We start from the raw sequence: 22,640 nt of genomic DNA on the forward strand, positions 1-22,640 counted from the left end.
TATTCTCCTTAACTTTTAAAGTTTATCCTTTTCAGATTTTAGTTTATCTCCCAATTTTTCATGAATGAAATTGGTCATTTTTTTATACAAATGCAATCTAGTATTACCGCCGTAAATACCGTGGTTTTTATCTGGATATATAGCCCAATCAAACTGTTTATTGGCTTGAATTAATGCTTCGGACAGACGCATTGTGTTTTGCAAATGTACATTATCATCGGCAGAACCGTGAATTAACAGAAAATCACCTTTTAATTTGTTAACATGGTTTAATGGAGAATTATCATCATAACCTTTAGGATTTTCTTGAGGTGTTCCCATATAACGTTCTGTATAAATAGTATCGTAAAACCTCCAACTTGTTACTGGTGCTACTGCTATAGCCATTTTAAAAACTTTATTTCCTTTAAAAATGGCATTACTACTAGTAAAACCTCCAAAACTCCAACCCCAAATTCCTATTCTAGAGGCATCAATATAAGGTAAACTTGCCAAATATTTTGCTGCTTCAATTTGATCTTCTACTTCGTATTTTCCTAATTGATTTTGAGTAACCTTTTTAAATGCAGCACCTTTAAAACCTGTTCCTCTACCATCAACACAAGCAATTATATAACCTTGTTGTGCTAAAGATTGAAACCAATAATCGTTAGCGGTATGCCATTTATTTGCTACTTGTTGAGAGCCTGGTCCTGAATACTGATACATAAATAAAGGGTGTTTTTTATTAGTATCAAAATTGGCAGGCTTAATCATCCACATATTTAAATTGTTTCCATTTATTTTAATGGTACTAAATTCTTTTTTAGACAGTTTATAATTTGAAAGCTTTTGAGCCAAAGCATCATTATTTTTAATACTTTTAATTAAACTACCATTAGCATTATGTAAAGTATATTTTGGTGGTGTTGTAGCATTAGAAAAGGTATTTATAAAATATGAAAAATCTGCACTGAACGATGCATTATTTGTTCCATTGGTACTAGTAAGTCTTCTCTTGCCTCTACCATTTAATTTTATAGAGTACACATCTCTGTTAATGGAACTATTTTCTACAGATTGATAGTAAACACGGTTTGTTTTTTCACTATACCCATAGTATTTGGTTACATCCCAATTCCCTATGGTAACTTGATTTATTAGTTGCCCATCCTTATCATAGTAATAAATATGATTGTATCCATCTTTTTCACTTAACCAAATAAAGCTATTATCTTTTAAAAAATGAATGGAATACCCTTGTTCTATATAAGCTTCATCTTTTTCTACTAAAATTATTTTAGAATTATTGGTGGAGGTATTAATAGACCAAATATGTGCTTCATTTTGATGCCTATTTAAATAAATAGCACACAACTCATCTGCTTTATGTGTCCATTTAAGTTTAGGTATATAAAAATCTTTAAACGTGTTATTAACTTTTACCTGTTTGGTTTTATTGGTGTTTAAATTGTAGGTAAAGATTGAAACTTTAGAGTTTTCTTCACCAGCTTTAGGATATTTAAAAACATGTTGTTTCTGATAAAGTCCAGTACCATAAACATCCATAGAGAATTCTGGAACATTACTTTCATCAAATTTTATAAACGCAATTTTATTACTATCTGTGTTCCAATCAAAAGCTCTAACAAAAGCAAATTCTTCTTCGTAAACCCAATCTGTTACACCGTTAATAATGCTGTTCTTTTTACCATCTGTAGTAATTTGTGTTGTCTTTCCAGATAGTAAATTTTTAACATATAAATTATTCTTATAAACAAATGCTACCTTATTTCCATCGGGTGAAAAGGTAGGTTGCTCAATTTTATCATCATAAATTTTTATAACATCCTTTGTATTGGTATCATAAACAAAATAAAGTCCTCTAGTAGAGTGCCTGTAAATTTGTTCTATTTCTGTGGCTAACAAAACTTTTTGTTCATCTTTACTAAAAGAATAATCGCTAAAATAATACAGCTCAGAAATATCTGCTGATGACACTAAGGTTTTTACCTTTTTTAGTGTTTTATAATCATAAATATCAATAGAGGTTGATGGTACACTTCTATCAAAATTTAAAACAGAATATTGCTGCCCATTAGACATTGAGTGTAATACTTCCATTCTTTCAGTTCTGAAAGCTCCACTCCAAATTTCTTCTAAAGTAATGTCTTGATTTTGAGCGCTTAAAAGAGATGTAAAAATAAAATAAACGCAAAAAGAAAAATTAAGATATCTCATCTAGTAATTTATATACTTCTATCTACTTAAGAACAACACCTATAAAACTATCCTTACAATTTATAATTGAAAATAACAGATGCTTCTTAAAAAGAAATGATTTTTTTATAAAACGATGTCAATTTTAATAAAAATTATTCAAAATACAGCAATTATTAACACTTTATTAAGCCCTAGCAATTAAGATATCTAATATTCATACCAAGTGTAGTATCTTTGCGCAACAAATTATCATTTTATGAGTAAATCTATTGCTGGTTTTTCTAAACTTTCAAAGTCTAAAAAAATTGATTGGATTGTAGAAACTTATTTCACCAACGCCGAAAGTGCCAAAAGTATTTTAAAACAATATTGGAATAGCAACGAAAAACTACAACAACTGCATGATGAGTTTATAGAAAACACTATAACTAACTATTATTTACCTCTTGGTGTAGCTCCTAACTTTTTAATAAATGGTAAACTTTACACCATTCCAATGGCAATTGAAGAAAGTTCGGTTGTTGCTGCTGCTAGTAAAGCTGCTAAATTTTGGTTAGAGCGCGGAGGCTTTAAAACCACAGTAATTTCTACCACAAAAATTGGTCAGGTTCATTTTATTTATAAAGGTGATTTTAAAAAATTAACTCAGTATTTCAACTCTATTAAACCTAAACTTATTGATGACACAAAACCTATTACATCTAATATGGATAAACGTGGGGGTGGTATTATAGATATTGAATTACGAGATAAAACTGAAGACATAAACGGCTACTATCAACTACATGCATCTTTTGAAACATTAGATGCTATGGGTGCCAATTTTATAAACTCCTGCTTAGAGCAATTTGCTAAAACTTTTAAAAATGAAGCTCAAAACTTCAATTTATTTTCTGATGAAGAAAAGCAAATTGATATAGTTATGAGCATTTTATCTAACTATGTTCCAGATTGTTTGGTTAGAGCCGAAGTTAGTTGCCATGTAGACGATTTAACCGAAAATAATGCTGTTTCTGGTAAAGACTTTGCCCAAAAATTTATTCAAGCAGTAAATATAGCTGAAATAGAACCCTATAGAGCTGTAACACACAACAAAGGCATCATGAACGGTATTGATGCCGTTGTTTTGGCTACGGGTAACGACTTTAGAGCCATTGAGGCTTGCGTGCATGCCTATGCCTCAAGAAAAGGTAAATACAGCAGTTTAACACATGCTAAAATTGAAGGTGATACGTTTAAATTTTGGATTGAAGTTCCACTAGCTTTAGGTACTGTTGGTGGGCTTACAAGTTTACACCCTTTAGTTAAACTAGCTTTAGAGTTGTTACACAAGCCATCGGCTAAAGAACTCATGCAAATTATTGCAGTAGCAGGTTTAGCTCAAAATTTTGCAGCTTTACGTTCTCTTACAACAACTGGTATTCAGCAAGGACATATGAAAATGCACTTAATGAATATTTTAAATCAGTTTGAAGCCACAGATGTTGAAAAGCAAACCTTAACAGAACATTTTAAAAACAATACTGTAACACATAGTGCGGTAGTTGAGGCTATACAGAATTTAAGATCAAAAAACTAAGATGCAAAAATTTTACAGCCACGGTAAACTTTTACTAACCGGTGAGTATGTGGTTCTTGATGGGGCTGTTTCTTTAGCCATACCCACAAAATACGGTCAATCTCTTAATTTAGATTTAATTGATAAACCTATAGTTATTTGGGAAAGTTTTGATGAAAATGGTCATCTTTGGTTTAAGGGTGAATTTGAAATTAATAATGAAAAAGTACTGAAACCCATTCAAAATAATGATGTATCTGAAAGAATTACACAAATACTTAACGCTTGTAAACAATTAAATCCTGAATTTTTAAATTCTGAAAAAGGATACAAGATTACTACATCTTTAGATTTTCCTAAAAATTGGGGATTAGGCACTTCTTCAACATTAATAAATAATATGGCACAATGGACAAAGGTTGATGCTTTTAAATTATTAGAACTCACATTTGGAGGCAGTGGCTATGATATTGCCTGCGCACAGAATAATCATCCTATTACTTATAAACTAGAAAACAAAACCCCTGTAATTGATAAAGCAGCGTTTAATCCTTCTTTTAAAGAACACTTATACTTTGTTCATTTAAACAAAAAACAAAATAGTAGAGAAGGTATTGCTTATTATAAAACGCAAAACAAAAACCGTATTAAAGAAGTTATTTCTGATATTAACGCTATAACCTCTAAAATGATAACATGTAATTCTTTAGAAGAATTTAATGTTTTAATTAACAAGCACGAGTCTATTATTGCTGATATTACTAAACAAAGAACAGTTAAAGAACTACTTTTTAATGATTTTGGTGGAAGTGTAAAAAGTCTTGGGGCTTGGGGAGGCGATTTTGTTTTAGCTAGCTCTAAAAACAATCCAACAAATTATTTTAAAAATAAAGGATTCCATACTATTATTCCGTATTTAAAAATGGTTTTATAAATTATAATAAAACTATTTTCCTGACTTGCTTCAATGACCACGGAATATTAACAATAAAAAAGCCCCGTTAAAAACGAGGCTTATAACATTTTATTTACATATAATTTTACTGAATCTGAGACTCTGCTCTATTGTCTTCAATTTCAGCTACAGCTTTTAAAGCATTGTATAATTTACTATTTACAGTAGCTGATTTTTGTTGCTCTACTCTATTAGCCGCAGCTTGATAATTATCTAACTCTACAGCTGGTGTTATTTTGGTAACCTGTACCATGTATACACCTCTTTCGCCATCAATTAATCCAGAAGTTTCTCCTTCATTTAAACCAAAAGCAGTTCCTACAACTAAAGGCTCTCTACCAGCACCAGAAATTGTTGGATTTTTCATATTTATAGCAGATGCAGTTCTTACCGTAGTATTTTCAGCAGCAGCTAAATCTTCTAAAGTGGTAGCAGATATTCTCTCTCTTATTAATTCTGCTTTTTTCTCTTTTCTAATTATTGGTAAAACTTTAGCGGTAGCATCTTCAACAGACATTAAACCAGCTTTATTTTTAGCTACCAATTGCGCAACCACATATCCTCCAGGAATATTAAAACGCTTAATATCTCCAACATTAGCTTCTTCTTCAAAAGCCCAACGTACAATTTGTCTTTGGTTACCCACACCAGGAATGCTTTCATCTAAAGCCTTAATACCGTTTACAGGTCTTACAGTGTAACTGCTTTCTTCAGCTAAAGTTTCAAAATCTTTATCGGCTGCAGCTATTTCAAATTTAGAAGCTTCTCTAAATATTTTAGAAGTTGTTTCTTCAGATGGCTCAATTTTTCTAGCAATACTTCCTACTTTTACAGCTCTTTTTTTACTTGTTTGTCCTTCTATTTCTATTATATGGAAACCAAAAACCGTTTTAACCACACCTAAATCACCTACTTTACCTTCAAATTCAAAGTCATTAAATTCAGGAACCATAGAGTTATATGGGTGCCAATCATAACGCCCTCCGTTATCAACACTTCCTCTGTCTGATGAGAATTCTTTTACCAATTCTGGGAATTTAGAGCGGTTTCTTTTAATTACAGTTAATAAACTATCGGCTTGTGCTTTAGCTTGATCTTCTGTTAAAGTAACATCGGTACCAGCACTTTGCGCTCCTATAAAAGGAATTAAAATGTGTCTTACTTTGGCTGAGTCTGGAATTTGTTTTTCTGCAATTAATTTTGAAATTTTAAAATATCCATTCTCTTTATATGGACCATAAACTTCACCTACATTAAGTTTCATTAAACTATCTGCAACTTGAGATGCTAAACCAGATTTAAAAACAAAACGGTCATCAAATTTAATATCAGAGTTTAGGTTTATGTATTCTGCATCATTTTTAACTTTTGAAAAAGCTATTATAGTATCTTTTCTTCCGGTTTCATCTACCAATCTACCATTTAAAAATGTTTTAAGTTCATTGATAATAGCTGTTTCATCGGCTACTGATGCTACTTCTTCAAACTCAACAAATCTAATATCTCTAGATTCTTCTACTTGAAATTCTTTTTCGTTGTCTTTAATATAACTTGAAATATCAGACTTTGATACTTTTACAATACTATCTGGTATAGATGAATATGGCACTTGCACATATTTAATATCTACTTTATTACCTTCTAATTTGTGCTCTAATTCACCTTCAGCCAAAGTACCTGTTAAACCAGCTTTAACTAAGTTGTAGTAGTTTTGTTGTAAGGCATTAGTAGCAATAGATTGTTCGTAATCTATCCAACTTGCATAACCTGTTGGCGAATTATCTTTAAGGTTTGCTATGTACTCATTTAACTTATTTTCGTCAAATATTCCAGCTTCATTTAAAAACTGCGGATTAGTAGCCAATGCTGTTTTTAATAAATCTCTCATTTGGTCTTTTTCAACAGAAATTCCTAAAGCTTCAAATTGAGTTTCTAAAACGTTTTGTCTCACTTCTTGATCCCAAACTCTATTCATTACTTGAGTAGTTGTGGCACTAGAACCCATTTGTCTTTGAAGATTTTCTACTTTTAATTGAAACTCTTCACGAGAAATATCTTTACCGTTAATTGACCCAATTACATTTTGAGATTTACCAGAAAAGCTTGCGCTTCCATCAAAAAGACCAGATAGTACAAATGCAAATAAAGCCATTGCTATTACAACTATTAATACTATGGTTTTTTGTCTAATCTTATTTAAAATTGCCATTTTTTATGTGTGATTTTATAAACCCTAAGGTGTTTTCAATTTAATATTAGAAATCAATCAAAACAGACTGATTGACAAAAATATCGTGCGCGAAAATACCATTTTCTATTTAATAATAAAAGCCGAAACCATCAATAATTGAATTAAACTACTCCATTGTTGAGAGTATTTTTTTTTTAATTTAAATAAACGGCTTTAAAACTCAGTAATTATTACCCTAGTTAATTATCTTCTAACAACTTAAGTGTTACTAAATCTATTTTTGTGTTTGATACTTCTTTGATAATAAATTTGAAATCCTCAATTAATACTACATCATCTTTTTCTGGAATTTCTTCAGTATGATTCACTATCAAGCCCCCTAATGTTTCGTAGTTTTCGTTTTCGGGTAAATTTAATTTATAAGTTTCATTTATATAATCTACTTCTAATCTAGCCGAAAACTTAAATGTATTTTCATCAATCCTTTCCTCTATTAAATCAATAGTGTCATGTTCATCTTCAATTTCGCCAAATAATTCTTCAACAATATCTTCAACCGTCATAATGCCCGAAGTACCACCATACTCATCTATTACAACAGCCATACTGCGGTGTTTTTTTGTAAGCACATTTAGCACATCTTTTATAAGAACCGTTTCTGGAACAAACTCTACGGGCAGCATCATTGATTTTATGTTCTTGTGCTTTTTAAAGAGCTCAAAAGAATGCACATAACCTAAAATATCATCAATAGTGTCTTTATATACCAAAATTTTTGTTCGGCCTGTTTCTGTAAAGAGCGTACTTAGTGTTTTTATAGATTCATTTATTTCAACAGCAATAATTTCGGTTCTAGGAATCATTACTTCACGCGCTTTAACCTCTGAAAACTCTAATGCATTTTGAAAAATTTGAATTTCAGAATCTACCTCGTCATGCTCTTCAACAGATTCCATTTGTTCGCTTATATAATTACCCAGTTCTACTTTTGTGAAAGCTAGTTGAATTTGGTCGCCTTCAGTTTTAAAAAACGTTTTGAGTATAAAATCTGAAATCCAAATTATAAACCCAGATATTAAACTAAATAATAGATAAAAAATATACGCTGGTACCGCTAATACTTTAACAAGGGTGTTGGCATAAATTTGAAAGAATACTTTGGGTAAAAATTCAGCAGTAATTAAAATTATAAAAGTTGAAATAACAGTTTGAGATAGTAAACTTAAATCTGTTAATACATAATTTACAAAAGAACTTGAGCTTGGTAATAACGTTTGGAACCAATTAACTAATAAATCCCCCATAAAAAAACCATAAATAACTAATGCTATATTGTTACCAATAAGCATAGTGGTTATAAATTTTGAAGGTTTTGCAGTGAGCTTACTTAAAACTTTTGCTAATAGGCCTTCTTGCTTTTTTTCTATTTCAATATGTATTTTATTTGAAGACACATAAGCAATCTCCATACCCGAAAAAAATGCCGAAAGCATTAAAGACACAACAATTATTACAACATACAGTGTCATTTAATTTTACTTGTTTCTGTTTTGAAACTTTTTTCTAAACTTTCGTCTGAAGAAAAACATAAAAATTGCTAAAGCAGCAAATCCTAACGATATATAGGCACCGTTAGTTCCATTACCCCATTTAGAGATGCCATCATATAAAAACAATGCTGCAAAAACCAAATAAACATATTGAAAAATACTTAAATATTTCATTTATATATAATTTGTGTAAAGATAGTTAAAATAGGAAAGCAATAAATAAGAAGCTTAATCATCTACAGCAATAATACCAGTAACTTCTAATACTTCTGCATTTGTAAAACTGCCATTAGAATCAAACCCATTACCATGAATAATATCTTGTTCAGACTCAAATGTAACTGGTACGTTAGTAAACAACCATTCTTTTTTTCTATCGAAATAAAGTTGTTCTGATTTTAAAATTCTTTTATCGTGCGTGGTTATAACTACATTTCCTTGTAAATCTATAATACTTGTTGCATCATAAATAATAGCGTAATCTGATACAATAGTGCTTTTTTTGGCATCATCATAAATGTAAAGTGTAATGCCATCTGGAAATTCATAATAAGGAAAATCTCTATTAGAATAGTCTTTCATTGTTTTCCCTATTAAGTGTCTGGTAACCTTTCCAGAATCTGTATATTTTAAATTGATGTTTTCTGCCTCACCAATAGGTTCGTTTTCAGATATTCCTATTTTCTGAACTTCAGCATAGTTGTCTTTACATGAAAAAAACATAGTCACAGTTAAGACTGTGACTATGTTTAATATATAATATTTAACTGTTTGTTTCATTTATTGTTTTGAGAGTTAACTCAAACCGCAATACATTTAGTTTATTGAAGGAACAGTAACTTGTCCATTTATCCAACAGCCAATTTTAATAACTTGACCTGAGTTACCAGCACTAAAATTTTCGGCTTTTTGAGGTGCTTTAGCTTTATAATTAGCTACCGACTTAGCAGCATTTTTCTTTTGAGTAGGATCTACTCTTGCGGCTTTTTGTGCTTCTTGAGCAGCTAACCAATATACGGCTCTTTTGTTAAATGTTGTATCTCCACAGCTATTCGCGCTAGCGGCATACATAGCTGCTATTGATAAATGTGGACGACCATTTGATGGATTTAATTTTAAAGAGTTTCTAAAATATGTTCTTGCTTGACCATATCTTCCTTTCTTTTTAAGAATTAAACCAATTCTGTTAGCTAAATTAGCTTTTTTAAAGGTGTCTTCTTCTAAATCATATGATTCTTTAAAGTAACCAATTGCTTCGTTTTCTTTTCCGTTTTTAAATAAAACTGTTCCAACAAAGTATTTAGTATCTGCTGATGGTGCTGCTTCATCATAAGCTTTTACCATTTTTTCATATAGTGGGTCGTCAGTACAATCTTTGTAGTACATTCTACTTACTGCACGTTTTAACCAAACACCATCTGTTTTGTTTTCTTCAAAATCTCTATGGTATAAAGGAATTAAGTTCTCACAGTTTGCACGAGGCCCTAATTTACCATCAATACCTGATGAAATTTTATCATAAGCATTTAATACTTGTCCATAATATCTTTTATACTGACCTTCTTTTTTTGTTAGCGCTGTTCCTGCATCTTCTTTAGCTACTAACTTATTTAATTTTTCTGAAGCTATTTTAATTTCATCTTCAACTTTTTCAATCACATCATCATACTTGTTAAATAAATCTTCAGCTGGTTTTTTCTTAGCATCATATAACTCAACCATTAAAGAAAAATAACTGTATAAACTTTTTGGATTTTTAAAGTTCTTTTTATCGGCAATATAAACTTCATCAAAACATTTATATAATTCTTCAGCAGATTTACCAAGCTCTTCTCTGTTATCATACATTAATTGGCAAGCCATAGCACCATATTTTCCTTTAGGTGTTTTACTTGCAAAATATTGAGCTCTTTGATCATAAAGTTTAATTAAATCGTTTATAAAAGCAACTTTTTCTGCTCCAGTAGTATTTTCAATCTTGTGATTTAAAATTTTCTCCCCATCTACATATATGGCATTATTAAATTTTGGGCATTTATTTCTTACTGCCATCCAAGGCTCATATGCCGCATCGTAATTTTTTGCTTTTACATACTCATGAAATATAGATAATTTAGCCATACACTCTTCATCTTGTTGTGCAAAACCAAAACTTACCGCCATGAATAATGTTAATAATAAAGTAATTCTCGTCTTCATGATATAAATTGTTCTGTGTTTAATTATACTTTCTTTTCTGGAACCATCTATCGCCCAAAGATAAACTTAATTGTAAATTAATAAAATTCTCTTGTATTAAATTATTATTAGTTGTTCCACGTTTACCTACTTCAAATCCTACATTGGCACTAGATATACCTCCACTTAATGGTAACCCTACTCCAAAAGATATGCCAAACTCTTTAATTGCTTCTGAATTTATATTAAGCCCTGTATCCTCATACCTAAAACCAGCCCTATAAACAGTTCTTTTAAAATAATTATTTAACGATCTGTAATCTGGTATAAAAAATCCTCCAACAGAAATGGTAGTGGCATCTTTGTGAGTTGGCCCATTAGGCGGCATACTTGACGATATGGGTCTTCTCAAATTACTAGTGTTTTGAAATAAGTATTCTGCCCCAACAAACCATTTTCTGGGAGCTCCAACACCTAATCCAACAGTAAATATTGATGGCAGGATTAATTCTGTTTCGGCTTGACCTAAAGATTCTAAATCTATTTCATCAGAATCATTCACATACTCTTGCCCTGTAGTAGAAGTACTTATTGTTTCAATGGAACGATTATTTTTAGAAGTTATAGTACTTTCTGGTGAGTAGGTTGCAGTAGCAGATAATTCTAATTTATTAGTTACCATTCTCTTGTATGAAACACCAAAATTTAAATTCAATCCACTTAAATCAGACCGGTTACTTTCTCTTGATTGATATATAATTGGCACGCCATTATCATATTGGTACTCTACAATACTATTTTGAATATTTCCAAAATTATAATGGGCATCTACACCTATGCTTAAACCATCTGCTAGTCTATATCCTAGTCCTAAAAAAACTTTGTTTACTCCTCCTTCTCCTCTAAACCTATTTTGTATATCTCCGTCATTGTTTAAAGATTCAAGCTTATATCCAACCGATGTATTAGGCAATAATCCAAATCCAAATCCAAACCTGCCCATTGGTATAGCCAAAGCTATATAATCAAAAGTTGTAGAGCTAGCCTCTTCTGAACTAGAATCAGTTTTTAACTTAATACTATTATGGCTCCCTCCTATGGCAAATTTAACTGGTCTGCTTTCTCCATTGAAAGCTTGTAGATTTTTAGTAGCATAAGATGCTGGGTTACGTAAATTAACATGGATACTATCAATAAAAACACTTATACCACCCATACTTCGGTTTTCAACAGTGCCTTTAAATTTTTGGTTCCCTAAACCGTAAAAAGAATATGGAGATGCTGTACCCTCTTGCCCATGTATTTGATATGCAATTAAGGTAACAAAAACTATTACAAGTTTTTTTATCATTCGTTTAAATTAGTTTGTAAAATATAGTTCAATCCTTCTAAAAGAAAATTAGAATGGGCAAATATGCTACTTTTTAATTGTTTAGACAAGAAATTAGCATCACCACCTGTTAAAATAACTGTTAAATCTGGATATTTTTGTTTATATTCATTAATAACACCATCAATTTCATTTAAAATACCATTTACAACACCAGAATGTATCGATTCTTTAGTACTCTGCCCAATAATACTTTTTGGTCTCTCTGTCTCTAATAACGGTAAGTTGGCCGTTAAATTATTTAAAGACTTATATCTTACTCGCAACCCTGGAGATATGCCTCCTCCTAAATATTCATTTTTGTTATTTTTGAAATCGTAAGTAATACAAGTACCCGCATCAATAATTAAAACATCTTTTTTAGGAAAACATTTTACAGAAGCACTAACTAGTGCAATTCTATCTACTCCTAATGTTTGGGGTGTTTTGTATTTATTTTTAAAAGGAAGCTTAGTTTTAGAATCTAACACAAAAAGGTCTAATGTTTTTTTAATTTCATCAAATTGTTCCACCTCTAATTTACCAACTGAAGAAATAATTCCTTTTTTTATTGATTTGTATTTTTTTAATATTAAAACAATAGATGTGCTTAAATCATCATTTGTTACAACCATTTTCTGTTTTAACGTATTCCCACTAAAAACAGCAAGTTTCACATAAGAGTTTCCTACATCAATAATTAAATTCATAATTTTTATTAAGCTGCAAAATTACAAAACACTGAGGATTATACTCTTAATTAAATTATAATATTGAATATCAAAATAAAATTAAAAACAGGTCTTTTTTTTTATTTTTATTTTGGCAAATAATAAAAATGATTTTATATTTGCAACCGCTTTAGCGAGGTACCTTAGCTCAGTTGGTAGAGCAAAGGACTGAAAATCCTTGTGTCCCTGGTTCGATTCCTGGAGGTACCACAAAAAAATCCCGAAACACTAATGTTTACGGGATTTTTTGTTTATAATGGGACAACATGGGATCATGACGGATCAAGTCCAAAATCTGGGTTTTTACCATTTTAAGAATATAATTTAATCAAGCGATATAAGAAGTATTCCGTATTCCTGACTCCCCTAAATTGAGATCTAAAAGCCTTTACTTTGGCATTAAAGGATTCAGCTGAAGCATTAGTACTTCTGTTTATAAAATAGTTGAGTACAGAGCGGTAATTTAAAGTAATACTATTGGCTACCGTTTGGAAGCTCTTAAATCCTGACTCCTCTACATCTTTGTACCAGTGGGCTAGTTTGGTGTAAGCTACTTTAATATCTATGGCTTGGTTAAAAATATTCCTCAAGCCTTGAACAAGTCCATAAGCTTTCTTTAATTCTGGGTATTCATTAAACAATATCTGTCCCCTCTCTTTCTGATTTGGAGTCCATTTATCTGGGGATTTATACAGTAGATATCTACTCCTGGCCAGGAGTTGTTTTGAGCTATCACCATTAGAAAAAGTTACAGGTTTAAATTCTTTGTCGGCAGCTCTAGATAGCTTTATCTGTTCATTTTCTTGATCCAAAGCTTCCCATCGGTATTTGATACGAAGATCTTGGAGCGCCTCTATTGCCAGCTTCTGTACATGGAACCTGTCTGTTACTTGGATGGCTTTCGGGAAACATTTAGTGGAGATTGTTTTCATAGAGTTAGCCATGTCTAAGGTAATCTCTTTCACTTTAGCACGCTTCTTTGCTGGGATCTTCAAGAGTTGTTCGATAATAGGCTCCACTTTAGTTCCGTGGAATATCCCAACTAAAGCCCCTTTCTTTCCTTTGGCCTTCTTATTGGTAATGATGGTATAGAGCTCTCCCTTGGACAGCGCTGTCTCATCAATGGATAAATAAGAACCTAAGTTTTCAGGGAAAACAAGCCACTGTTTAGCATGACTCTTATGCTCCCATTGCTTAAAATCACTTAAGTGATCCTTATAATGTCTTTGAAGCCTTTTTCCGGACATACCATACTGGTGCCCAAGTTGTTGGCTGCTCAGAGCAGTATTATCAGTCGATTTCTTTTAAAAAAGCAGCAAACTCTTTTGATATTCGAGTTCCCTGTGCAATAAATTCATCCCATTCACGACTTACTTTAATCCTCTTTTTATCAAGTAGAACGTCCCAACGCCTTCGTTTAAGATTTAATGATAGTAGATTGTCTCGAACGGGATAATCCTCGATTATTCGAGGCTCCATGAAGCCACTGGCTTTATACTTGCAATCCTTGTACTTAGATGGTATTTGTTTTTTCTCCTCCAAATATATCGTTAGACGGTTCTCATATAAAACATGCTTTATAGGCTTCTTATCGAATCCAACAATATCAAAATACTCTAATATTCCTTCTGGTAATATTAAACTTAACAAGGATAACTCAGTGTCTTTATTCATCAATATAATTTAAAGTACAAAGAAAATTATTTTTCTCTTTAGACCCAACTTTTGAGATTGATCCCAAATAACTTAAGGTCTCATTTGAACCTTAATATGAAAATTCATAACTTGTATTGACAACAGCAAAAAACCAGTGAATTTGAATTCACTGGTTTTAATCTAATTTTTATTAAAAAAACTGTCAACCTATTTTTAGGACGACTCTTATAAATCTTTAGCTACTTTATTAACAGCATTTATTGTAAAATCTAAATCTTTGTAAGTTAACGCATCTGTTATAAACCAAGTTTCAAAAGCACTTGGAGCAATATAAACACCTTCATTAAGTAATCCGTGAAAAAACTTTTTAAAAGTATTGTTGTTTCCTTTAGCTGCCGAATCAAAATCTACTACCGCATGTTCATAAAAATGAACAGAAATCATAGAACCAACTCTATTTACAGTATTCACAACGTTATTTTCTTTCAATACTTTACTAATTCCTTCATGTAAATATTTCGTTTTTTCTTCTAATCTATTAAAAATATCGGCATCATTATTTAACGCTTTTAACATTGCTAAACCAGCAGCCATAGCAAGCGGATTTCCACTTAAAGTTCCTGCTTGGTACACAGGGCCCAATGGTGCTAAATGATTCATAATTTCGTTTCTTGATGCAAATGCCCCAACAGGCAAACCACCTCCAATTACTTTTCCAAAGCAAACAATATCTGCTTTAATATTAAAGCGTTCTTGCGCACCACCTTTTGACAACCTAAACCCCGTCATTACTTCATCAAAAATTAGTAATATATTATTAGCATCACAAACCTGCCTTAGCTCTTGCAAAAATCCATCTTTTGGAGGAATACACCCCATATTTCCAGCTACAGGTTCTATAATTACACAAGCAACTTCTCCTTTATTAGCCTCTATAAGTGCTTTAACATTATCAATATCATTATACTTTGCTAACAAGGTATCTTTAGCGGTACCTTGTGTTACTCCTGGGCTGTTTGGTGTGCCAAAAGTACTAGCACCACTACCCGCTTGTATTAAAAAAGAATCGCTATGACCGTGATAGCAACCTGCAAATTTGATGACTTTGTCTTTACCTGTAAAGCCTCTCGCTAACCTTACAGCACTCATACAGGCTTCGGTTCCAGAATTTACAAATCTTATTTTATCAATATTAGGTACCATTGAAACCGCTAATTCGGCTATTTTAGTTTCAATTTCTGTTGGCATTCCAAAAGATGTTCCTTTTTGAGCCTTATCAATTACGGCATCAACCACTGGTTTGTAGGCATGCCCTAAAATCATGGGTCCCCATGAATTGATATAATCTATCAATCGGTTTCCGTCTTCATCATATAAATAAGCACCTTTGGCTTCTTTAACAAAAATGGGAGTTCCTCCTACTCCTTTAAAGGCTCTTACTGGCGAATTTACACCTCCTGGAATAACTTTTTCTGCTTCGGCAAACAAAGCACTGCTTCTTTGGTAAATCATTAAATATTAGTTTTCTAAAGATGGTTCTACTTTTAAAACCTGCCCTATACTTAAGGTGGTTCCGTTTATACCATTTATTTTTTGAAGTTCTTTTACTGAAATATTATATCTTTTTGAAATGGAGTAAAGCGTATCTCCTTTAACAACTACATAGGTTTCTGGCACCTTGTTTGGTGTTTCTATTGGTTTATATGAATCTCCTAAAACCTCCCTATCATATTCATATAATTTATAGCGTTCTATTAATGAAATTAGCTTTTGCGGATATTTTCTATCGGTAGCATAACCCGCAGCTCTTAAGCCTTTTGCCCATGCTTTATAATCGCTTTTTTTAAGTTTGAATAAACCAGCGTATCGTTTTCTATCTGTTAAAAACAAAGAATGGTCTCTAAACGAATATTTAGCATCTTTATATTTTCTAAAACATTCGCCTTTTTTATCATCATCATGATAAATTTTAGCTCCTGTCCATCCGTGGCATTTAATTCCAAAATGATTATTTGCCTTAACCGATAACCTACCTTTTCCTGAGCCAGACTCTAATATACCTTGAGCTAGAGTAATACTTGCTGGTATGTTATACAATTGCATTTCATTTTGAGCAATGGTTTTGTATGTATCAATATATTTTTCGGTATCATTGGCATATACCTTTTTAGGTTTAACTACTTCTGTTGGCTTTTCTTCTGTTTTTACAACTACCTTTGTTTTAGGTTTTTCTGGTTTAGAACTTTCTATTTTTCTTGTTTTACAACTAAACACAAAACAACCTAAACATAATATAATTAGTACTCTCTTCATGTATTTAATAATGGTAAATTTTTCTTTTTTAAAACTGAATTCATTCCGTTAATTCCCTGCAAACCACCTGTGTGAATTGCTAAAATTTTTGTGCCTTTTTTAAAAAAACCTTTGTTAATTAAATCAACAATACCAAACATCATTTTTCCAGTATAAACGGGATCTAAGGGAATGTTATTCTGAACTTTAAAGTTATTTATAAACGTTATTAATTCTGAATTTATTTTTGCATACCCCCCAAAATGGTAATTGGTGATTAAGCTCCAATTTGTTTTAGTTACAAATTTACTAATATCTTCTTTTAAAAAGTCACCTTTTAATGCTGGAAAGCCTAAAACTTGTTGACTAGGTTTTGAACAATTTATAAGTCCGGAAACGGTACCTCCTGTTCCCACCGCAGAACAAACGTAGTTAAAACAAGCATCTTCATTGGTTAAAATTTCCTCGCACCCTTTTACTGCTAATTCATTAGTTCCTCCTTCTGGAACCAAATAAAAATCACCAAAAAATTCACTTAAATTATTTAAAAATACTTTGTCGGTTTTCTTTCGGTATAACGCTCTTGATACAAATTCAAATTGCATACCGTTAGATTTGGCAAAAGAAAGTGTTTCATTATCATCAATTTTATTCTTTAGCTCATCACCTCTAATAATACCTATAGTTTTAAAATTATACATTTTACCTGCATAAGCTACAGCTACTATATGATTAGAGTAGGCACCGCCAAAAGTTAAAAGCGTATCATGACCTAATGATTTTGCTTTTAAAAGATTGTATTTTAACTTTCTGTACTTATTACCAGAAACAAAAGAATGAATTTTGTCTTCTCTTTTTATCCAAAGTTCTACCCCGCTATCGGGATTTAAGACAACAGGCTGATTAATGCTATTTTCTAACTTAAAATTCATTTTTTGCGAAGATACTTTAAAAACGCCCAAAATGATCTGTTTTTTAAATAATCTAAATCATATTCTTTACTAAAAGCTTCTCTTTCAAAAGAAATATTTCTGTATGCCAAGTGCCATTTTTTATATTGAATTAGCCGTACACTAAACTCTAAAACATAAATTAAATAAAATGGTATTATTACTAATTCTAATTGCTGACGAAGGTGTATTCTTTCGTGATTTATAAGCACTTTATTAAGTTTTAAATGCGATGCTTTTAAAAACACAAACGGAAATAAAGTTAATCCTAAATACCCTTTGGGCACCAAATATTTTGAAATTAAAATCATTGCCTTTTGTAACTCAAAAATCAATCCAATTTAATTTATCTTTGCCTAAATGAAAAAAATAATTCCAATAGAAGAAGGCGATTACTACTTAACTCCTGAAGGTTATCGCTGTTTTACAGAGCAATATCATTTAAAAAGAGGTTATTGTTGTGAAAGTGGTTGCAGGCATTGCCCGTATGGTTATAATACTTCTACAAAAAGAGTTAAAAAATAAGCACCATTTAATTTAGATTTTATTGGTACAATTCTTGATGCTATTAAACCTAGTAACATTATTTACTAAAAGCTTTATTTGTTAAAATGAGTGCTAAACCTAACACAGTTAATAATTGTTTTATAAATTTACTATAACCGTTAAAAATTTTGCATTATGAAAACATTCTTTAGAATTTTACCACTATTAGCCATTCTATTTATGGTTACATCTTGTTCCTCTGTGAGGGTTGCAGCAGACTATGATAAAAACGTAAGTTTTGAAGACTACAAAACTTTTGCTTTTTTTAAAACAGGAATTGATAAAGCTGAAATTAGCGACTTAGATAAACGACGAATTCTTAGAGCTATTGAAGCAGAATTACTTGCTAAAGGATACACAAAATCTGATAATCCAGACTTATTAGTTAGCCTATTTACAAAATCTCAACAACGCGTTGATGTTTACAATAATGCTTGGGGTTATGGTGCTTGGGGCTGGGGTCCAGGATGGGGACCTGGTTGGGGATGGAGTCAGCCATCTGTTACAACAAGTACTCAAGGCACCTTATATATAGATTTAATAGATGCCAACAAAAAAGAATTGATTTGGCAAGGTATGGGAACAGGTTATTTAAGTAGAAACTTAGAAAAAAAAGAAGAGCGTATTAAAGAGTTTGTTACTAAAATAATGGAAAAATATCCTCCAGGAGCAACTCAATAAAATAAAAGAGCCACTTTAAAGTGGCTTTTTTTATGAGAAATATTATTCAACATATCCGTATCAACTAAACAGTGATTAACATCTACCCTCTCCCTTCATTTATTTTTGCTTTATAATGATACTGAAGCGATAGTTTTAAAAATGAAATTGTATTAAATATACGCAACTCTTTCAAATTAAATAATATTTACATATACCCCATTTTTGTTAAATAAAAACCAAAATAAATTTATTTTTATAAGAATTTATTATTTTTATATAATTACTAGCTGCATCTTACATGAAAAGTTTAATTGAATTAAATCCCGTTTTACAAAAATTACCCGAACATTTAAGGCAATTTATAAAACCTCAAAACTATGAGGAATACTCTGCTATAGACCAAGCTGTTTGGCGTTATGTAATGCGAAAAAATGTAAATTTTTTAAGTAAGGTAGCTCATAAATCTTATTTAGAAGGATTGCAAAAAACAGGAATTTCTATTGATAGCATCCCAAACATGTATGGTATGAACCGCATTTTAAAAGATATTGGGTGGGCTGCTGTAGCTGTAGATGGGTTTATTCCTCCTAATGCTTTTATGGAATTTCAGGCTTATAATGTGTTAGTTATTGCTAGCGATATTAGACAATTAGAACATATTGAATACACGCCCGCACCAGATATTATTCATGAAGGCGCAGGACACGCCCCCATAATAGCAAATCCAGAGTACGCTGAGTATTTAAGACGCTTTGGTGAAATTGGGTGTAAAGCTATATCTTCTGCTAAAGATTACGAATTATATGAAGCTGTTAGGCATTTATCAATTATTAAAGAAGCGCCAAATACATCTAAAAACGATATCGCTTCCGCAGAAAAAAAGGTTGAAGAGCTTCAAGAAAATATGGGAATGCCTAGTGAAATGGCACTTATTAGAAATTTACATTGGTGGACGGTTGAATACGGACTTATAGGTTCTGTTGAAAATCCAAAAATTTATGGTGCAGGCTTACTATCCTCTATTGGAGAAAGTGAATGGTGCATGACCAACGCTGTTAAAAAACTACCATATACCATTGAAGCTACTTACCAAAATTTTGATATTACCAAGCCGCAACCTCAACTTTTTGTTACACCTGATTTTGCTCATTTAAGTTTAGTTTTAGAAGAATTTGCCAATACTATGGCGGTTAGAAAAGGAGGCCTTTCTGGAGTTAATAAACTCATTAACTCAAAAGCTTTAGGAACTGTTGAATTGAGCACAGGCATTCAGATTTCAGGTGTTTTTACTAGTGTTATTGAAAATGAAGACAATCCTATTTACATACAAACTACTGGAAAAACAGCTTTGGCTTATAGAGAAAAAGAACTCGTTGGTCATGGCTGTGAAACGCACCCTAAAGGTTTTGGTTGCCCTATAGGAAAACTTAAAGGTATTAATATAGCTATAGAAGATATGAGCCCGCGCGATTTGGCTGCTTATAACATTTACGAAGAACAAATTGTGACTCTTGAATTTGAAGGAGGTATTACTGTTTCTGGTGAAATAATTACCGGAAAACGCAACCTGCAAGGAAAAATTATTTTAATCAGTTTTAAAAATTGTACGGTAAGTTATAACAACAAAATCTTATTTAAACCTAGTTGGGGCATTTATGATATGGCTGTTGGAAAAGATATTGTTTCTGCTTTTTCTGGACCTGCAGATTTAAATAGTTTTAATTTAGTTACACATATTCCATCTGAAAAAACGATACATATAAAAAAATCTGAAGAACAACTTAAATTAGAAACTTTATACCAACAAATAAGAGACTACAGAGTTGGTAAAAACACAATCATTTCTAGAACAAAAGTATTAGAAAATCTTATAGAAAATCATCCAAAAGATTGGTTATTACCTATAGAAATTTATGAATTAGCTTATACCAGTAATGAAGAAAACCTTTGTAAAGGTATTCTAAATCATTTAGAAAAGATAAAACAAAACAGACCTGAAGTTGGTAAGCTAATTGATGATGGATTAAAAATTATTCAAAATAAAATGGTTTACAATTAGTCTTTTCTAAAACGCTTTAATGTTTTTTTGGTAAATTCACTTAACACCAATTTCCCACTAATAGCGGCACGTTCTTTTAATAAAACATCCCAATTATCGGTACCTTCCCAAAAAACTTTTTTCATTTCTTTTAAGGCTTCGGGGTTATAAGAACTTAAGTTTTTAGCTAATGCGTTTACAGCATCATCAAGTTCTTCGGTTGTTTCAAATACTTCTGCAAACAAACCTTTTTCTTTTGCCCAATTAGCAGAATAAAATGTTTCTGCACTAATAGTCATTTGAGACATGGCTGTTTTACCAATTTTTCTAGATACAGCTGGCTCTATAACAAAAGGACCAATACCTATACTCAATTCACTTAATTTAACAGATGCATACTGAGTTGCTAAACAATAATCTGTTGCAGCAGCCAAACCTACCCCTCCTCCAACAGTTTTTCCTTGTACCCTTCCTATAATTAATTTTGGGCAATTGCGCATAGCATTTATAACATTGGCAAACCCAGAGAAAAATTGTTTACCTGTTTCTGCGTTTTCAATAGCTATCAATTCATTAAAACTAGCCCCAGCACAAAATGTTCTATTGCCACCACTTTTAAGAATTAACACTTTTATGACTTCATTATTTCCTGCATCTATGATGGTTTGCTCTAATTTATGCAAAACATCACTGGGCATTGAGTTTCTGTTGGGGTGAAAAAACTCAATAACTCCTACTTTATCTTCAATTGTTAAATTAACATACGGTTGTATCATAACTGCAAATTACTATATTTCTAATTTAAAAGGGTAAGTTTGAAATGTCAACATTTCCACCAGAAAGAATCACTCCAACCTTTTTTCCTTTAATATTTTTTTTATGCTTTAAAACTGCCGCTAAAGCCACAGCGCTAGATGGTTCTACAATTATTTTCATGCGCTCCCAAATTAGTTTCATGACTTCTATTATTTCGTTTTCTTCAACTAAAATAATACGTTCAACACCTGTTTTTATAATAGGAAAATTTTTATCTCCTAAATTTGTTCTTAAACCATCTGCTATAGTATTGGTGGTTTGGTTAAATTCAATTTTACCAGAAATTAAAGATCTATAAGCATCATCAGCATTGGCGGGCTCTCCTGCAATTACTTTACAGCTATTAGAAAATGCATTAGCTGCCAAAATAGTACCAGCTAACAATCCGCCGCCGCCCACTGAAGCAAACATATAATCTAATTCAGGATAATCTTCTAGTAACTCCATAGCAGCAGTTCCCTGACCATAAATAACATTAATGTCGTTTGAAGGATGAATAAACGTAGCCCCTGTTTCTTTTTGAATTTTATTGGCTTCTGCTTCTCTTGCCAATGTATTGGGTTCACACTCCCTTATAATACCTCCATAACCTAAAACAGCATTTTTTTTTACTTGAGGAGCATTTTTTGGCATTGCTATATATGCTTTAACACCTATACTTTTTGCAGCTAATGATAAAGCTTGTGCAAAATTTCCAGATGAATGTGTAACTACTCCTTTACTCTGTTGCTCTTTGGTTAAATTTAAAATAGCATTGGTGGCTCCCCGCATTTTAAAAGCACCCATTTTTTGAAAGTTTTCGCATTTAAAAAACAACTTTACTTGGCTAATTTCATTCAATAATTGTGAAGTTAACACGGGAGTTCTGTGTACATAAGGTTTAATTTGATTATAAACACTTTGTAAATGAGACTTGTTCATTTGGTAAACCTATTACAAATATTT

The 22,640-nt window shown here is 31.6% G+C and carries 21 protein-coding genes and 1 tRNA gene; 6 read left to right on the forward strand and 16 right to left on the reverse strand.

From position 1 onward, the window contains the following. Positions 1–15: 15 nt before the first annotated feature. Positions 16–2,220 carry a S9 family peptidase gene (locus tag BWZ22_RS02750; RefSeq protein WP_076697841.1) on the reverse strand — a complete coding sequence of 735 codons (2,205 nt, stop codon included), beginning with the start codon at positions 2,218–2,220 and terminating at the stop codon, positions 16–18. 238 nt (positions 2,221–2,458) lie between these two features. On the opposite strand from BWZ22_RS02750, the gene BWZ22_RS02755 reads away from it, so the two are divergent. After that, complete coding sequence (locus BWZ22_RS02755; RefSeq protein WP_076697842.1) at positions 2,459–3,781, forward strand: hydroxymethylglutaryl-CoA reductase, degradative; 1,323 nt, start codon at positions 2,459–2,461, stop codon at positions 3,779–3,781. Position 3,782: 1 nt separating this feature from the next. Further along, a complete protein-coding gene (locus BWZ22_RS02760; RefSeq protein WP_076697843.1) occupies positions 3,783–4,694 on the forward strand; it encodes a GYDIA family GHMP kinase in 912 nt (303 codons plus the stop codon). A gap of 106 nt (positions 4,695–4,800) precedes the next feature. Here BWZ22_RS02760 and BWZ22_RS02765 read toward each other — a convergent pair whose 3' ends face one another. The 7 genes from BWZ22_RS02765 to BWZ22_RS02795 form a co-directional block, all read right to left on the reverse strand. After that, positions 4,801–6,924 carry a SurA N-terminal domain-containing protein gene (locus tag BWZ22_RS02765; RefSeq protein WP_076697844.1) on the reverse strand — a complete coding sequence of 708 codons (2,124 nt, stop codon included), beginning with the start codon at positions 6,922–6,924 and terminating at the stop codon, positions 4,801–4,803. A gap of 221 nt (positions 6,925–7,145) precedes the next feature. After that, the gene (locus BWZ22_RS02770; protein WP_076697845.1) at positions 7,146–8,435 is read right to left on the reverse strand and encodes a hemolysin family protein; all 1,290 of its coding nucleotides are present in this window, start codon (positions 8,433–8,435) and stop codon (positions 7,146–7,148) included. A 6-nt stretch (positions 8,436–8,441) separates the two neighbouring features. Continuing rightward, a complete protein-coding gene (locus BWZ22_RS02775; RefSeq protein ID WP_076697846.1) occupies positions 8,442–8,630 on the reverse strand; it encodes a hypothetical protein in 189 nt (62 codons plus the stop codon). A gap of 54 nt (positions 8,631–8,684) precedes the next feature. Next, on the reverse strand, positions 8,685–9,179 hold the full coding sequence (gene lptC, locus BWZ22_RS02780) for an LPS export ABC transporter periplasmic protein LptC (protein ID WP_232225216.1): 495 nt from the start codon (positions 9,177–9,179) through the stop codon (positions 8,685–8,687). A 93-nt stretch (positions 9,180–9,272) separates the two neighbouring features. Further along, on the reverse strand, positions 9,273–10,655 hold the full coding sequence (locus BWZ22_RS02785) for a M48 family metallopeptidase (RefSeq protein WP_076697848.1): 1,383 nt from the start codon (positions 10,653–10,655) through the stop codon (positions 9,273–9,275). A 19-nt stretch (positions 10,656–10,674) separates the two neighbouring features. Beyond that, complete coding sequence (locus BWZ22_RS02790; RefSeq protein ID WP_076697849.1) at positions 10,675–11,985, reverse strand: hypothetical protein; 1,311 nt, start codon at positions 11,983–11,985, stop codon at positions 10,675–10,677. Beyond that, the gene (locus tag BWZ22_RS02795; RefSeq protein WP_076697851.1) at positions 11,982–12,713 is read right to left on the reverse strand and encodes a type III pantothenate kinase; all 732 of its coding nucleotides are present in this window, start codon (positions 12,711–12,713) and stop codon (positions 11,982–11,984) included. Before BWZ22_RS02795 ends, BWZ22_RS02790 begins: the two co-directional genes overlap by 4 nt. A gap of 158 nt (positions 12,714–12,871) precedes the next feature. Between BWZ22_RS02795 and BWZ22_RS02800 the strand changes: the two genes are divergently transcribed. Beyond that, positions 12,872–12,944, forward strand: a tRNA-Phe gene (locus BWZ22_RS02800). Between the two features lie 101 nt (positions 12,945–13,045). Here BWZ22_RS02800 and BWZ22_RS02805 read toward each other — a convergent pair. The 6 genes from BWZ22_RS02805 to BWZ22_RS02830 form a co-directional block, all read right to left on the reverse strand. Next, complete coding sequence (locus BWZ22_RS02805; protein WP_076697213.1) at positions 13,046–13,981, reverse strand: transposase; 936 nt, start codon at positions 13,979–13,981, stop codon at positions 13,046–13,048. A gap of 43 nt (positions 13,982–14,024) precedes the next feature. Further along, positions 14,025–14,408 (reverse strand): hypothetical protein, encoded by a 384-nt coding sequence (locus BWZ22_RS02810; RefSeq protein WP_076697215.1) that lies wholly within the window; start codon positions 14,406–14,408, stop codon positions 14,025–14,027. Between the two features lie 207 nt (positions 14,409–14,615). Further along, complete coding sequence (hemL, locus tag BWZ22_RS02815; protein WP_076697852.1) at positions 14,616–15,902, reverse strand: glutamate-1-semialdehyde 2,1-aminomutase; 1,287 nt, start codon at positions 15,900–15,902, stop codon at positions 14,616–14,618. Positions 15,903–15,908: 6 nt separating this feature from the next. Continuing rightward, positions 15,909–16,703: a glucosaminidase domain-containing protein gene (locus tag BWZ22_RS02820; protein ID WP_076697853.1), complete on the reverse strand. Its 795-nt coding sequence runs from the start codon at positions 16,701–16,703 to the stop codon at positions 15,909–15,911. Then, the gene (locus BWZ22_RS02825) at positions 16,700–17,614 is read right to left on the reverse strand and encodes a 1-aminocyclopropane-1-carboxylate deaminase/D-cysteine desulfhydrase (RefSeq protein WP_076697854.1); all 915 of its coding nucleotides are present in this window, start codon (positions 17,612–17,614) and stop codon (positions 16,700–16,702) included. Before BWZ22_RS02825 ends, BWZ22_RS02820 begins: the two co-directional genes overlap by 4 nt. Further along, complete coding sequence (locus BWZ22_RS02830) at positions 17,611–17,943, reverse strand: hypothetical protein (protein ID WP_076697855.1); 333 nt, start codon at positions 17,941–17,943, stop codon at positions 17,611–17,613. Before BWZ22_RS02830 ends, BWZ22_RS02825 begins: the two co-directional genes overlap by 4 nt. Positions 17,944–17,992: 49 nt before the next feature. Here BWZ22_RS02830 and BWZ22_RS16715 point away from each other — a divergent pair, with 49 nt between their 5' ends. The 3 genes from BWZ22_RS16715 (at position 17,993) to BWZ22_RS02840 (ending at position 20,900) form a co-directional block, all read left to right on the forward strand. After that, on the forward strand, positions 17,993–18,157 hold the full coding sequence (locus BWZ22_RS16715) for a DUF5522 domain-containing protein (RefSeq protein WP_198027642.1): 165 nt from the start codon (positions 17,993–17,995) through the stop codon (positions 18,155–18,157). Positions 18,158–18,313: 156 nt separating this feature from the next. Then, on the forward strand, positions 18,314–18,859 hold the full coding sequence (locus tag BWZ22_RS02835) for a DUF4136 domain-containing protein (protein WP_076697857.1): 546 nt from the start codon (positions 18,314–18,316) through the stop codon (positions 18,857–18,859). Between the two features lie 280 nt (positions 18,860–19,139). Further along, a complete protein-coding gene (locus BWZ22_RS02840) occupies positions 19,140–20,900 on the forward strand; it encodes an aromatic amino acid hydroxylase (RefSeq protein WP_076697858.1) in 1,761 nt (586 codons plus the stop codon). Here BWZ22_RS02840 and BWZ22_RS02845 read toward each other — a convergent pair. Then, entirely contained in the window at positions 20,897–21,655 is a 759-nt protein-coding gene (locus BWZ22_RS02845; protein WP_076697859.1) for an enoyl-CoA hydratase/isomerase family protein, read from the reverse strand. The two genes, BWZ22_RS02840 and BWZ22_RS02845, sit on opposite strands and share 4 nt — an antisense overlap. A gap of 25 nt (positions 21,656–21,680) precedes the next feature. Next, complete coding sequence (locus BWZ22_RS02850; RefSeq protein WP_076697860.1) at positions 21,681–22,616, reverse strand: pyridoxal-phosphate dependent enzyme; 936 nt, start codon at positions 22,614–22,616, stop codon at positions 21,681–21,683. Positions 22,617–22,640 lie beyond the last annotated feature (24 nt).

The organism is Seonamhaeicola sp. S2-3 (genome assembly GCF_001971785.1).
Taxonomy (GTDB): Bacteria; Bacteroidota; Bacteroidia; order Flavobacteriales; family Flavobacteriaceae; genus Seonamhaeicola.